General features: G+C 61.9%; 22 protein-coding genes and 1 pseudogene. All 23 read right to left on the reverse strand.

Annotated features, from left to right (window positions below; genetic code table 11):
* Positions 1-9 precede the first annotated feature (9 nt).
* Positions 10-441, reverse strand: coding sequence for a 50S ribosomal protein L15 (rplO, locus tag ACK5F2_RS12825; RefSeq protein WP_133605045.1), 432 nt, complete (start codon positions 439-441; stop codon positions 10-12).
* Between the two features lie 25 nt (positions 442-466).
* Positions 467-649 (reverse strand): 50S ribosomal protein L30, encoded by a 183-nt coding sequence (gene rpmD, locus ACK5F2_RS12830; protein WP_133605046.1) that lies wholly within the window; start codon positions 647-649, stop codon positions 467-469.
* Positions 650-669: 20 nt separating this feature from the next.
* Positions 670-1,188, reverse strand: coding sequence for a 30S ribosomal protein S5 (gene rpsE / locus ACK5F2_RS12835; RefSeq protein ID WP_133605047.1), 519 nt, complete (start codon positions 1,186-1,188; stop codon positions 670-672).
* Positions 1,189-1,206: 18 nt separating this feature from the next.
* Positions 1,207-1,572: a 50S ribosomal protein L18 gene (rplR, locus tag ACK5F2_RS12840; RefSeq protein WP_133605048.1), complete on the reverse strand. Its 366-nt coding sequence runs from the start codon at positions 1,570-1,572 to the stop codon at positions 1,207-1,209.
* An 11-nt stretch (positions 1,573-1,583) separates the two neighbouring features.
* A complete protein-coding gene (gene rplF / locus ACK5F2_RS12845) occupies positions 1,584-2,117 on the reverse strand; it encodes a 50S ribosomal protein L6 (protein WP_133605049.1) in 534 nt (177 codons plus the stop codon).
* A 19-nt stretch (positions 2,118-2,136) separates the two neighbouring features.
* Positions 2,137-2,532, reverse strand: coding sequence for a 30S ribosomal protein S8 (rpsH, locus tag ACK5F2_RS12850; protein WP_133605050.1), 396 nt, complete (start codon positions 2,530-2,532; stop codon positions 2,137-2,139).
* Positions 2,533-2,557: 25 nt separating this feature from the next.
* Positions 2,558-2,863, reverse strand: coding sequence for a 30S ribosomal protein S14 (gene rpsN / locus ACK5F2_RS12855; RefSeq protein ID WP_133605051.1), 306 nt, complete (start codon positions 2,861-2,863; stop codon positions 2,558-2,560).
* An 8-nt stretch (positions 2,864-2,871) separates the two neighbouring features.
* Entirely contained in the window at positions 2,872-3,411 is a 540-nt protein-coding gene (rplE, locus tag ACK5F2_RS12860; RefSeq protein ID WP_133605052.1) for a 50S ribosomal protein L5, read from the reverse strand.
* Positions 3,412-3,421: 10 nt separating this feature from the next.
* A complete protein-coding gene (gene rplX / locus ACK5F2_RS12865) occupies positions 3,422-3,739 on the reverse strand; it encodes a 50S ribosomal protein L24 (RefSeq protein WP_133605053.1) in 318 nt (105 codons plus the stop codon).
* Positions 3,740-3,768: 29 nt separating this feature from the next.
* Positions 3,769-4,137, reverse strand: a complete 369-nt coding sequence (rplN, locus tag ACK5F2_RS12870; protein ID WP_088484485.1) for a 50S ribosomal protein L14 — start codon at positions 4,135-4,137, stop codon at positions 3,769-3,771.
* 271 nt (positions 4,138-4,408) lie between these two features.
* On the reverse strand, positions 4,409-4,918 hold the full coding sequence (locus ACK5F2_RS12875; RefSeq protein ID WP_409865193.1) for a peroxiredoxin: 510 nt from the start codon (positions 4,916-4,918) through the stop codon (positions 4,409-4,411).
* 90 nt (positions 4,919-5,008) lie between these two features.
* Positions 5,009-5,278 (reverse strand): 30S ribosomal protein S17, encoded by a 270-nt coding sequence (rpsQ, locus tag ACK5F2_RS12880; RefSeq protein ID WP_133605055.1) that lies wholly within the window; start codon positions 5,276-5,278, stop codon positions 5,009-5,011.
* The gene (gene rpmC / locus ACK5F2_RS12885; RefSeq protein ID WP_226881681.1) at positions 5,275-5,475 is read right to left on the reverse strand and encodes a 50S ribosomal protein L29; all 201 of its coding nucleotides are present in this window, start codon (positions 5,473-5,475) and stop codon (positions 5,275-5,277) included. The genes rpsQ and rpmC overlap by 4 nt, the downstream gene beginning before the upstream one ends.
* A gap of 14 nt (positions 5,476-5,489) precedes the next feature.
* The gene (gene rplP / locus ACK5F2_RS12890; RefSeq protein WP_133605057.1) at positions 5,490-5,906 is read right to left on the reverse strand and encodes a 50S ribosomal protein L16; all 417 of its coding nucleotides are present in this window, start codon (positions 5,904-5,906) and stop codon (positions 5,490-5,492) included.
* 2 nt (positions 5,907-5,908) lie between these two features.
* Complete coding sequence (rpsC, locus tag ACK5F2_RS12895; protein ID WP_226881680.1) at positions 5,909-6,709, reverse strand: 30S ribosomal protein S3; 801 nt, start codon at positions 6,707-6,709, stop codon at positions 5,909-5,911.
* A 15-nt stretch (positions 6,710-6,724) separates the two neighbouring features.
* Positions 6,725-7,054, reverse strand: coding sequence for a 50S ribosomal protein L22 (rplV, locus tag ACK5F2_RS12900; RefSeq protein WP_133605059.1), 330 nt, complete (start codon positions 7,052-7,054; stop codon positions 6,725-6,727).
* 11 nt (positions 7,055-7,065) lie between these two features.
* Positions 7,066-7,344, reverse strand: coding sequence for a 30S ribosomal protein S19 (rpsS, locus tag ACK5F2_RS12905; protein WP_088454499.1), 279 nt, complete (start codon positions 7,342-7,344; stop codon positions 7,066-7,068).
* Positions 7,345-7,357: 13 nt separating this feature from the next.
* Positions 7,358-8,182 (reverse strand): 50S ribosomal protein L2, encoded by an 825-nt coding sequence (gene rplB, locus ACK5F2_RS12910; RefSeq protein WP_133605060.1) that lies wholly within the window; start codon positions 8,180-8,182, stop codon positions 7,358-7,360.
* Positions 8,183-8,497, reverse strand: a complete 315-nt coding sequence (gene rplW / locus ACK5F2_RS12915; protein ID WP_133605061.1) for a 50S ribosomal protein L23 — start codon at positions 8,495-8,497, stop codon at positions 8,183-8,185. It lies immediately after the preceding gene.
* A complete protein-coding gene (gene rplD / locus ACK5F2_RS12920; protein ID WP_133605062.1) occupies positions 8,494-9,114 on the reverse strand; it encodes a 50S ribosomal protein L4 in 621 nt (206 codons plus the stop codon). Before rplD ends, rplW begins: the two co-directional genes overlap by 4 nt.
* Positions 9,114-9,785, reverse strand: coding sequence for a 50S ribosomal protein L3 (gene rplC, locus ACK5F2_RS12925; RefSeq protein WP_133605063.1), 672 nt, complete (start codon positions 9,783-9,785; stop codon positions 9,114-9,116). Before rplC ends, rplD begins: the two co-directional genes overlap by 1 nt.
* Before the next feature lie 309 nt (positions 9,786-10,094).
* Positions 10,095-10,406: a 30S ribosomal protein S10 gene (rpsJ, locus tag ACK5F2_RS12930; RefSeq protein WP_056194266.1), complete on the reverse strand. Its 312-nt coding sequence runs from the start codon at positions 10,404-10,406 to the stop codon at positions 10,095-10,097.
* 84 nt (positions 10,407-10,490) lie between these two features.
* A pseudogene (gene tuf, locus ACK5F2_RS12935) lies at positions 10,491-10,626 on the reverse strand (elongation factor Tu); the annotation flags it as partial.

Consider the following 10,626-nt stretch of genomic DNA (forward strand, 5'->3'; position numbering starts at 1 on the left):
CCTAAAGCTTTAAGCGACAGAACCGCCAGCGGCTTCGATGGCAGCCTTGGCGCCAGCCGTGGCACCCACGCCCTTGAGCGTGACCTTGCGGCTGATTGCACCGGACTGGATGACCTTGACGGTCTTGACCAGTTCGGACACCAGGCCGACGGCCTTCAGCGTCAGCAGATCGATCTCCTCGCCGGCCAGCTTCTGCAGGTCAGACAGGTTGATCTCAGCCACGAAGGGCTTGTTCTGCGACTTGAAACCGCGCTTAGGCAGGCGGCGCTGCAGCGGCATCTGACCGCCTTCGAAGCCAACCTTGTGGAAGCCGCCAGCACGCGACTTCTGACCCTTGTGACCACGACCAGCGGTCTTGCCCAGGCCGGAGCCGATGCCACGGCCCACGCGACGCTTGGCGTGCTTGGCACCAGCGGCGGGCTTGATGGTATTGAGTTGCATCTCTTGTCCTCTATTCGGCCGGTGCTTACAGCACCTGCACGAGGTAAGCGATCTTGTTGATCATGCCGCGCACAGCCGGCGTGTCTTCCAGCGTCTTGGTGCTGTTCAGCTTGCGCAGGCCCAGACCAACAACGGTGGCACGGTGCGAAGCGCGGCAGCCGATGGGGCTGCGGACCAGCTTGACCGTCAGGGTTTTCTTATCAGACATCTGTCTCTCCAGTCGGCTGATCAGTTGAAGATGTCTTCAACAGTCTTGCCGCGCTTGGCAGCGACTTCCGCAGCGGTGGTGGAGCGCTTGAGCGCGTCCAGCGTGGCGCGGACCATGTTGTAAGGGTTGGTCGAACCGTGGCTCTTGGACACGATGTCGGTCACACCCATCACCTCGAAGACGGCACGCATCGGGCCGCCAGCGATCACGCCGGTACCGGTCGGAGCCGGAGCCAGCATGACACGCGAAGCACCGTGCTCACCCACCACATTGTGATGGACGCTACCGTTCTTCAGGTTCACCTTGAACATATTGCGGCGAGCCGACTCCATGGCCTTCTGCACGGCGACGGGAACTTCCTTCGCCTTGCCCTTGCCCATGCCGATGCGGCCATCGCCGTCGCCAACCACGGTCAGGGCAGCGAAAGACAGCGTACGGCCGCCCTTGACCACCTTCGTGACGCGATTGACCGCAATCATCTTCTCGCGCAGGCCGTCGTCGTTGCCTTCAGTCTGCGCGCGGGGTTGAAACTTTGCCATTTCTTAATCCTTTGTGCGTCAGAACTGCAGGCCGGCTTCGCGGGCGGCTTCAGCCAGGGCCTTGATACGGCCGTGGTAGGCAAAGCCAGCGCGGTCGAAGGCAACCTTCTCGATGCCGGCAGCCTTGGCCTTCTCGGCGATGCGCTTGCCGATCAACGTAGCGGCGGACACATTGCCACCCTTGCCGGAAGCGCCCAGCTGTTCGCGGACTTCCTTCTCGACGGTCGAAGCGCTGGCCAGCACGCGACCACCGTCTTCGGAAATGACGTTGGCGTAAATGTGCAGATTCGAGCGGAACACGGTCAGGCGGGCGACGCGCTGCAGGGCAATGCGGGCACGGGTCTGACGCGAGCGGCGCAGGCGCTGTTCTTTCTTGGTCATCATGGCGCTGCTCCTTACTTCTTCTTGGTTTCCTTGAGGGAAACCTTCTCGTCGGCGTAGCGGATGCCCTTGCCCTTGTAGGGCTCGGGCGGACGGAAGGCACGCACCTCAGCGGCGATCTGGCCGACCACCTGGCGGTCCGAACCCTTGATCAGGATTTCGGTCTGGGTCGGGCATTCCACCTTGATGCCGGCGGGCATGTCCTTCACCACGGGGTGAGAGAAACCGATCTGGAGGTTCAGCTTCTGGCCTTGCGCCTGGGCACGGAAGCCCACGCCCACCAGATTCAGCTTCTTCTCGAAGCCCTTGCTGACGCCGTTGACCATATTGGCCACCAGGGCACGCATCGTGCCGCTCATCGCATCGGCCTCGGCCGATTCGTTCACGGGCACAAAGCTCAGCTTGCCGCCTTCATTCTTCACGGTCACCAGGGCATTGACGGGACGCACCAGCGTGCCCAGCGAGCCCTTGACGCTGATCTGCTCAGCGCTGATGGTCACGTCCACGCCTTGCGGGACGACGACCGGCATTTTTCCAACGCGGGACATTGTCTGTCTCTCCTTGCGCTTAGGCGACGTAGCAGAGCACTTCGCCGCCGATACCGGCTTGACGTGCCTTGCGGTCAGTCATCACACCCTTGGGGGTGGTGACGATCGCCACGCCCAGGCCATTCATGACCTGAGGAATGTCGTGACGGCCCTTGTAGATGCGCAGGCCGGGACGGCTCACGCGCTCGATGCGCTCGATCACCGGGCGACCGGCGTAATACTTCAGCGCAATCTCCAGCTCGGGGCGAGCGGCATCACCGCGCACCGCGAAACCGTCGATATAGCCCTCGTCCTTGAGGACCTTGGCGATCGCGACCTTCAGCTTGCTGGAAGGCATCACGACGCTGGCCTTCTCAACGCTCTGGGCGTTGCGAATGCGAGTCAGCATATCGGCGATAGGATCACTCATGCTCATTTGCGATTTCTCCTAATCGTGCCGATTACCAGCTAGCCTTGACGACACCGGGGATGTCGCCCTTGAAAGCCAGTTCACGAATCTTGTTACGGGCCAGGCCGAACTTGCGGAAGGTACCGCGGGGACGACCGGTCAGCTCGCAGCGGTTACGCAGGCGAGTGGGGTTGGCATTGCGGGGCAGCTTTTGCAGCTCCAGACGGGCTGCATAGCGCTCCTCGTCCGACTTCTTGGCATCGTCAATGATGGCCTTGAGTTCGGCGTACTTCTTGGAGAACTTGGCGACCAGTTGTTCGCGCTTCAGCTCACGTTGCTTGATCGAGAGTTTTGCCACGGGTCACCTCAGTTCTTGAACGGGAACTTGAACGCGGCCAGCAGGGCCTTCGCTTCGTCGTCCGTCTTGGCAGTCGTCGTGATGCTGATATTCAGACCACGCAGAGCATCCACCTTGTCGTACTCGATCTCGGGGAAGATGATCTGCTCTTTGACGCCGATGTTGTAGTTGCCACGGCCGTCAAACGAACGACCGGAGATACCACGGAAATCGCGAACGCGCGGCAGGGCGATGGTCACGAAGCGATCCAGGAATTCATACATCTGGACGCCACGCAGGGTCACCATGCAGCCGATGGGCACGCCGTCACGGATCTTGAAGCCGGCGATGGCCTTCTTCGACTTGGTGACCACGGGCTTCTGGCCGGCGATCTTGGTCAGGTCGCCCACGGCGTGATCCATGACCTTCTTGTCGGCGACGGCTTCACTGACACCCATGTTCAGGGTGATCTTGGTGATGCGCGGCACTTCCATCACGGACTTGTAGCCGAACTTCTCGGTCAGGCCGGGAACGACTTTTTCGCGATAAAACGCTTGCAAACGAGCCATGTCGGACCTCTTAAGCCTTGATCTCTTCGCCGGTCGACTTGTAGACGCGCACCTTCTTGCCATCGGCGAGCAGCTTGATGCCCACGCGATCGGCCTTGCCGGAGGCGGCGTTGAAAATCGCCACGTTGGATTGATGGATGGGCATGGTCTTATCGATCACACCACCGGTGGTGCCCTTCATGGGATTGGGCTTGGCGTGCTTCTTCACGACGTTGACGCCTTCCACCACCAGGTGGGAGTCATCGACACGCTGCGACACGACGCCGCGCTTGCCCTTGTCGCGGCCGGTCAGCACGATGACCTCGTCGCCTTTACGAATCTTGTTCATGGCAGTACCTTTGTTCTGCAGCGAGGCGCTTAGAGCACCTCGGGCGCCAGCGACACGATCTTCATGAAGCGCTCGGTACGCAGTTCACGCGTCACGGGGCCGAAGATACGGGTGCCGATGGGCTCCAGCTTGGCATTCAGCAGCACGGCGGCATTGCCGTCGAACTTCACCAAGGAACCGTCCTGGCGGCGCACGCCCTTGGCGGTGCGCACGACCACAGCGCTGTAGACCTCGCCCTTCTTGACGCGGCCACGCGGAGCAGCTTCCTTGATGCTGACCTTGATAATGTCGCCAATATGGGCATAACGGCGCTTGGAACCACCCAGCACCTTGATGCACATGACGGACTTGGCGCCAGTGTTGTCCGCGACATCAAGCCGCGATTGCATTTGAATCATGTCTGTCCCCAACTTTTCCCGCATCCCCCTGCTGCGACCATCGCAGCAGACCTCAGCGGTCAGTCTTGGGCCCGTGGACCGTTCGCTCGGCATCCATTGCAGACACCTTGCGCCCGGCGGTTGAGGGCGAACCCGAGGCCGTAAACGCACCACTAGATGCGCCCGACGTTCGGCGAAGCTTTGTATTGTGCAGGCAATAGACCCCTGATGTCAAGGGCCTGCCTCGCAAAACCCGTGGCCGCCGGGGTTCGGCGGCCACGAGCTTATTCCATCACAGGGCCTGAGCCTGGGCCAGCAGCGTGTTGGCGTCGCTGACTTCAAACTTGCCGGGGGCCTCGACATTGAGCGTCTTGACCACGCCATCAACCACCAGCATGGAGTAGCGCTGCGAGCGCAGCCCCATGCCGCGAGCGATCAGATCCAGCGTCAGGCCGGCCGCCTGGGTGAAGGCCGCACTGCCGTCGGCCATCATGCGCACCTTGCCGGCGGTCTTCTGATCACGGCCCCATGCACCCATGACGAAGGCGTCGTTCACCGACACGCACCAGATTTCGTCCACGCCGGCCGCCTTGAAGGCTTCGGCCTGGGCCACATAGCCCGGCACATGCTGGGCCGAGCAGGTGGGGGTGAACGCGCCGGGCAGCGCGAAGATAGCGATCTTCTTGCCGGCAGTGGCCTTCTCGATGTCGAAGCTGTTGGGGCCCAGGGAACAGCCATTGCCCTCGACCTCAATGAACTCCTGCAGCACACCCGCGGGCAGCTTGTCTCCGACCTTCAACATGATCTTCTCCCAATGAAAAACAAAAAGGCCGGCCGCCGGTTACCCGACCTGCCGGCCCTCAGCACAGCGGAGCGAACTCCGCCGGCATGATCAGACCTCTTGCGCCTTCTCGACCAGGCGGGTCACAACCCAGCTCTTGGTCTTGGAGATGGGACGGCCTTCGGCGATCTCGACGATGTCACCCATCTTGTACTCGCCCTTTTCATCGTGGGCGTGGTACTTGCGGGAGTGAGCGACGATCTTGCCGTACAGCTCATGCTTGGAGCGACGCTCGATCAGGACCGTGACGGTCTTGGCGCGCTTGTCGCTGACCACGCGACCGATCAGGGTGCGCGTGTTCTTGGTTTGAGCTTCCGTCATTTCGCGGCCTCCTTCTTCTTCTCGGCCAGGATGGTCTTGGCGCGAGCGATGTCGCGACGGACCTTGCCCAGCTGGGTATGGTTGCCCAGCTGTTGGGTGGCCTTTTGCATGCGCAGGCCGAAGTGGGCCTTGAGCAGATCGGTCACTTCCTTCTCGAGGGCAGCGACGTCCTTGCCACGCAGTTCAGATGCTTTCATGGTGTTCCTTCCAATCAGGCGCCGATCTGACGGGCCACGAAGGTGCAACGCAGGGGCAGCTTGGCAGCGGCCAGCGTGAACGCTTCGCGAGCCAGAGCTTCCGGCACGCCATTGATCTCATAGAGCACCTTGCCCGGCTGAATCTCAGCCACATAGTACTCAGGGTTGCCCTTACCGTTACCCATACGGACTTCGGCAGGCTTCTGGGAGATCGGCTTGTCCGGGAAGACGCGGATGAAGATGCGACCACCGCGCTTGATATGGCGCGAGATGGCACGACGAGCCGCTTCGATCTGGCGAGCCGTGATACGGCCGCGCTCGGTAGCCTTCAGGCCGAAGTCACCAAAGGACACGGCTGCGCCACGAGTGGCGACGCCGGTGTTACGGCCCTTCTGCTCCTTGCGGAATTTGCGACGAGCTGGTTGCAGCATGTTTATTCTCCTTTGGTCTCACCGGCCGCGGGGGCCTTGCGGACCACGCGAGCACCGGCGGGACGCGCACCCGGCTTGCCATCACGGCTGCCAGGAGCACCCGGACGGGCGTTGCGACGCGGACGACGGTCGTCTTCGGCACCAGCCGGCGTGTTGATCACCGGAGCCTCGCCATTGGCCAGGCGGTCACCGCGGTACACCCAAACCTTGACGCCAATGACGCCGTAGGTGGTCTTGGCTTCCGAGAAACCGTAGTCGATGTCTGCCTTCAGGGTGTGCAGGGGCACACGACCTTCGCGATACCACTCGGTACGAGCGATTTCGATGCCGTTCAGACGGCCGGCGGACATGATCTTGATGCCCTGGGCGCCCAGACGCATGGCGTTCTGCATCGCACGCTTCATGGCGCGACGGAACATGATGCGCTTTTCCAGCTGCTGGGTGATCGAGTCGGCGATCAGCTGAGCATCGATTTCGGGCTTGCGCACTTCCTCGATGTTCACTGCCACCGGCACGCCCAGACGCTTGGTCAGTTCGGCCTTCAGGTTTTCGATGTCTTCGCCCTTCTTGCCGATCACCACGCCCGGACGGGCGGAGAAGATCGTGATGCGAGCATTCTTGGCTGGACGCTCGATCAGGATGCGCGAAACGGCGGCGTTCTTGAGCTTGGCCTTCAGGTAATCGCGAACCTGCAGATCTTCGGCCAGCATGGTGGCGAAGTTCTGGTTGTTGGCGTACCAGCGCGAAGCCCAGTTACGGGTGACAGGCAGGCGGAAGCCAACCGGATGGATTTTCTGTCCCATAGTCTTCCTTGCGCCTTAGTTGCCGACGGTCACGAAGATGTGGCAGGTGGGCTTGCTGATGCGGTTGCCGCGGCCCTTGGCGCGAGCCGAGAAACGCTTCAGCGTGGCGCCTTGCTCCACATAGATCGTCTTGACCTTCAGTTCGTCAATGTCAGCACCGTCGTTGTGCTCGGCATTGGCGATAGCCGATTCCAGCGCCTTCTTGATGATGAGGGCAGCCTTCTTCTGGGTGAATTCCAGGATGTTGAGCGCCTGGTCCACCTTCTTGCCGCGGATCAGGTCGGCCACCAGTCGACCTTTGTCGACAGACAGGCGGACGCCGCGAACGATTGCACGGGTTTCCATCGTCTCAGTCCTTACTTCTTCCCGGCCTTCTTGTCGGCCGGGTGGCCCTTGAAGGTGCGGGTCAGTGCGAATTCACCCAGCTTGTGGCCGACCATCTGGTCAGACACATAGACCGGCACGTGCTGCTTGCCGTTGTGCACGGCGATCGTCAGACCGATGAACTCGGGCAGGATCGTCGAGCGACGCGACCAGGTCTTGATGGGCTTCTTGTCCTTGATCGCCACAGCCTTTTCGACCTTGGCCATCAGGTGATGGTCCACAAAGGGACCCTTCTTGAGGGAACGAGCCATGGTGGTCTACCCCTTACTTCTTGCGACGCGAGACGATGAAGGTCTGCGTGCGCTTGTTGTTGCGAGTGCGGTAGCCCTTCGTCAGGGTGTTCCACGGCGACACAGGAGCCTGACCTTCGCCAGTGCGGCCTTCGCCACCACCGTGCGGGTGGTCCACCGGGTTCATGGCGGTACCGCGGACGGTCGGACGGATGCCCTTCCAACGGATCGCGCCGGCCTTGCCGTACTGGCGCAGGCTGTGCTCTTCGTTGGACACCTCGCCGATGGTGGCGCGGCAGTCGATGTGGATCTTGCGCACTTCACCCGAGCGCAGGCGAACCTGGGCGTAGGTGCCTTCGCGGGCCATCAGCACAGCGGAAGCGCCGGCCGAACGAACCAGCTGGGCGCCCTTGCCGGGCAGCAGCTCGATGCAGTGGATGGTCGAACCCACGGGGATGTTGCGGATCGGCAGGGTGTTGCCAGCCTTGATCGGCGCTTCCGAGCCGCTCAGGATGGTGGAGCCCACTTCCAGACCGCGCGGGGCGATCACATAGCGACGCTCGCCGTCGGCATAGCACACCAGAGCGATGTGAGCCGTACGGTTCGGGTCGTACTCGATGCGCTCGACCTTGGCCGGGATTCCGTCCTTGTTGCGACGGAAGTCCACCACACGATAGTGGTGCTTGTGACCACCGCCCTTGTGGCGCATCGTGATATGACCGTTGTTGTTACGGCCAGACTTCTGCTTCTGGGGTTCCAGCAGCGAAGCCTCGGGAGCGCCCTTGTGCAGGTGCTTGTGCACCACCTTGACCACGGCACGGCGGCCAGGCGAGGTCGGCTTGACTTTAACGATGGCCATTTACGCAGCCTCCCCGGAGAAGTTGAGCTCTTGGCCAGCCTTCAGGGACACATACGCCTTCTTGACGTGGTCGCGACGGCCGACACGGCCACCGAAGCGCTTGACCTTGCCCTTCACGTTCACCACGGACACGGACTCGACCTCGACCTTGAACATCAGTTCAACAGCGGCCTTGATCTCCGGCTTGGTGGCGTCGCGCAGGACCTTGAACAGGACTTGGTTGTGCTTCTCAGCAACCGCCGTGGCCTTTTCGGACACGATGGGAGCCAGCAGCACCTGGGCCAGACGGCCTTCTGCATACTTGGGGGCGCTCATGCCAGCATCTCCTTGAGTTGCTCCATCGCGGCCTTGGTGACCAGCACCTTCTTGTAGAAGACCAGCGACAGGGGATCGGCGTAGCGCGGCTCGACAACCAGCACATTGGCCAGGTTGCGCGAAGCCAGGGCCAGGTTGTCGTCCACTTGGTCGGAGATCAGCATCACGCTGTCCAGACCCATGGCCTTGAACTTGGCAGCCAGCAGCTTGGTCTTGGGGGCGTCGACCGAAATCGAGTCCACCACGGCCAGACGGCCTTCGCGAGCCAGCTGCGACAGGATGGCAGCCATGCCAGCGCGGTACATCTTCTTGTTCAGCTTGTGCGAGAAGTTCTCGTCAGGCATGTTCGGGAAGATGCGACCGCCCCCGCGCCACAGCGGCGACGAGGTCATACCGGCACGAGCGCGGCCGGTGCCCTTCTGGCGGAAAGGCTTCTTGGTCGAGTGCTTGACCTGTTCGCGGTCCTTCTGGGCGCGGGTGCCTTGACGGGCGTTGGCCTGATAGGCCACGACCACCTGGTGCACCAGGGCTTCGTTGTAGTCGCGAGCGAAGACGGCGTCAGGCGCGTCCACCTTGGAGGTGGCCTGACCTTGTTCGTTCAGGAGCTCGAGCTGCATCAGTTGGCTCCTTTCTTGACCTTGACCTTGACGGCAGGGCGCACGACCACATGGCCGTTCTTGGAACCCGGCACGGCGCCGCGAACCAGCAGCAGCGAGCGGGCTTCGTCCACGCGGACGATGTCCAGGTTCTGCACGGTCACCGTGACGTCACCCAGATGACCCGACATCTTCTTGCCGGGGAACACGCGACCCGGATCCTGCGCCATCGAGATGGAGCCCGGGACATTGTGCGAGCGGCTGTTACCGTGCGAAGCGCGCTGCGAACCGAAGTTGTGGCGCTTGATGGTGCCGGCAAAGCCCTTACCGATCGAGGTACCCTGCACATCGACCAGTTGGCCGGCGGCGAACAGGGTCGCGGGCACCTGAGCGCCGGCCTTGTACTCGGCAGCGACGTCAGCGGCGACGCGGAATTCCTTGAGGATTTCACCAGCTTCGACACCCGCCTTGGCGAGGTGGCCGGCTTCCGGCTTGGTCACGCGCGAAGCTTTGCGCGCACCGAACGCCACTTGAATGGCGTTGTAGCCGTCGGTCTCTTCGGTCTTGACCTGGGTCACGCGGTTGTTGGACACGTCCAGCACGGTCACGGGAATGGCGTCGCCATCGTCCGTGAAGATGCGCATCATGCCCACCTTGCGGCCCAGCAATCCGAGACGATTGCTAAGACTCATGGTTTTTCTCCAGACCTCCGGATCACTCGCATCGGAGACACCGACACGCGCAAACCGACAGTCATTTCACACACCCGACATCGATTGGCCGGGCTGACAAATGCACCATTTGCGCCAGAAGACCGGGGGTAAAGGCCCAAATCCCCTCGCACGCACGATGCGACGAAGCCGCGCAGGCATTCACCAACGCGGAAAAGCTTGCGAGTATAGCGTCAACCCTAGGCAGACCGCAAGCGCTCGCCACGCAGGCAAGAAAAAGGGCGACCCGGAGGTCGCCCTTTGAACACCGGCCACAAGGGCCCGGGTGATTTACTGCAGCTTGATTTCAACGTCGACGCCGGCGGGCAGGTCGAGCTTCATCAGGGCGTCAACCGTCTTGTCGGTCGGATCGACGATGTCCATCAGGCGCTGATGGGTGCGGATCTCGAACTGGTCGCGCGAGGTCTTGTTGACGTGCGGCGAACGCAGGATGTCGAAACGCTCCATGCGGGTCGGCAGGGGCACGGGGCCCTTGACGATGGCGCCGGTACGCTTGGCGGTCTCCACGATTTCCAGAGCCGATTGGTCGATCAGCTTGTAATCGAAAGCCTTCAGGCGGATACGGATCTTTTGCTTTTGCATGACTTTTCCTTCAAAGAGCGAGCGGTCGGAGACCGCGGTGTAGTGAGTCCCGGCGCCCAAAGCGCCGGGCGAGTCACGCAAAAATTACTCGATGATGGTGGCCACGACGCCGGAGCCGACGGTACGACCGCCTTCACGGATGGCGAAGCGCAGACCTTCTTCCATGGCGATCGGAGCGATCAGCTTCACGGTGATGCTGACGTTGTCGCCGGGCATGACC

Origin of the sequence: Roseateles sp. (genome assembly GCF_046300915.1) — a bacterium.
GTDB lineage: Bacteria > Pseudomonadota > Gammaproteobacteria > Burkholderiales > Burkholderiaceae_C > Kinneretia.

Coding starts and splice junctions, on each gene's coding strand:
- ACK5F2_RS12875 (WP_409865193.1), bottom strand. CDS start 4,918: ATGTTGAAGGTCGGAGACAAGCTGCCCGCGGGTGTGCTGCAGGAGTTC.
- rpsJ (WP_056194266.1), bottom strand. CDS start 10,406: ATGCAAAAGCAAAAGATCCGTATCCGCCTGAAGGCTTTCGATTACAAG.
- rplR (WP_133605048.1), bottom strand. CDS start 1,572: ATGATGACCAAGAAAGAACAGCGCCTGCGCCGCTCGCGTCAGACCCGT.
- rplP (WP_133605057.1), bottom strand. CDS start 5,906: ATGCTGCAACCAGCTCGTCGCAAATTCCGCAAGGAGCAGAAGGGCCGT.
- rplE (WP_133605052.1), bottom strand. CDS start 3,411: ATGGCTCGTTTGCAAGCGTTTTATCGCGAAAAAGTCGTTCCCGGCCTG.
- rplB (WP_133605060.1), bottom strand. CDS start 8,182: ATGGCCATCGTTAAAGTCAAGCCGACCTCGCCTGGCCGCCGTGCCGTG.
- rpsH (WP_133605050.1), bottom strand. CDS start 2,532: ATGAGCATGAGTGATCCTATCGCCGATATGCTGACTCGCATTCGCAAC.
- rpmC (WP_226881681.1), bottom strand. CDS start 5,475: ATGAAAGCATCTGAACTGCGTGGCAAGGACGTCGCTGCCCTCGAGAAG.
- rpsE (WP_133605047.1), bottom strand. CDS start 1,188: ATGGCAAAGTTTCAACCCCGCGCGCAGACTGAAGGCAACGACGACGGC.
- rplW (WP_133605061.1), bottom strand. CDS start 8,497: ATGAGCGCCCCCAAGTATGCAGAAGGCCGTCTGGCCCAGGTGCTGCTG.
- rplN (WP_088484485.1), bottom strand. CDS start 4,137: ATGATTCAAATGCAATCGCGGCTTGATGTCGCGGACAACACTGGCGCC.
- rpmD (WP_133605046.1), bottom strand. CDS start 649: ATGTCTGATAAGAAAACCCTGACGGTCAAGCTGGTCCGCAGCCCCATC.
- rplX (WP_133605053.1), bottom strand. CDS start 3,739: ATGAACAAGATTCGTAAAGGCGACGAGGTCATCGTGCTGACCGGCCGC.
- rplO (WP_133605045.1), bottom strand. CDS start 441: ATGCAACTCAATACCATCAAGCCCGCCGCTGGTGCCAAGCACGCCAAG.
- rpsS (WP_088454499.1), bottom strand. CDS start 7,344: ATGGCTCGTTCCCTCAAGAAGGGTCCCTTTGTGGACCATCACCTGATG.
- rplC (WP_133605063.1), bottom strand. CDS start 9,785: ATGAGTCTTAGCAATCGTCTCGGATTGCTGGGCCGCAAGGTGGGCATG.
- rplV (WP_133605059.1), bottom strand. CDS start 7,054: ATGGAAACCCGTGCAATCGTTCGCGGCGTCCGCCTGTCTGTCGACAAA.
- rplD (WP_133605062.1), bottom strand. CDS start 9,114: ATGCAGCTCGAGCTCCTGAACGAACAAGGTCAGGCCACCTCCAAGGTG.
- rpsQ (WP_133605055.1), bottom strand. CDS start 5,278: ATGACGGAAGCTCAAACCAAGAACACGCGCACCCTGATCGGTCGCGTG.
- rpsC (WP_226881680.1), bottom strand. CDS start 6,709: ATGGGACAGAAAATCCATCCGGTTGGCTTCCGCCTGCCTGTCACCCGT.
- rplF (WP_133605049.1), bottom strand. CDS start 2,117: ATGTCCCGCGTTGGAAAAATGCCGGTCGTCGTCCCGCAAGGCGTGGAC.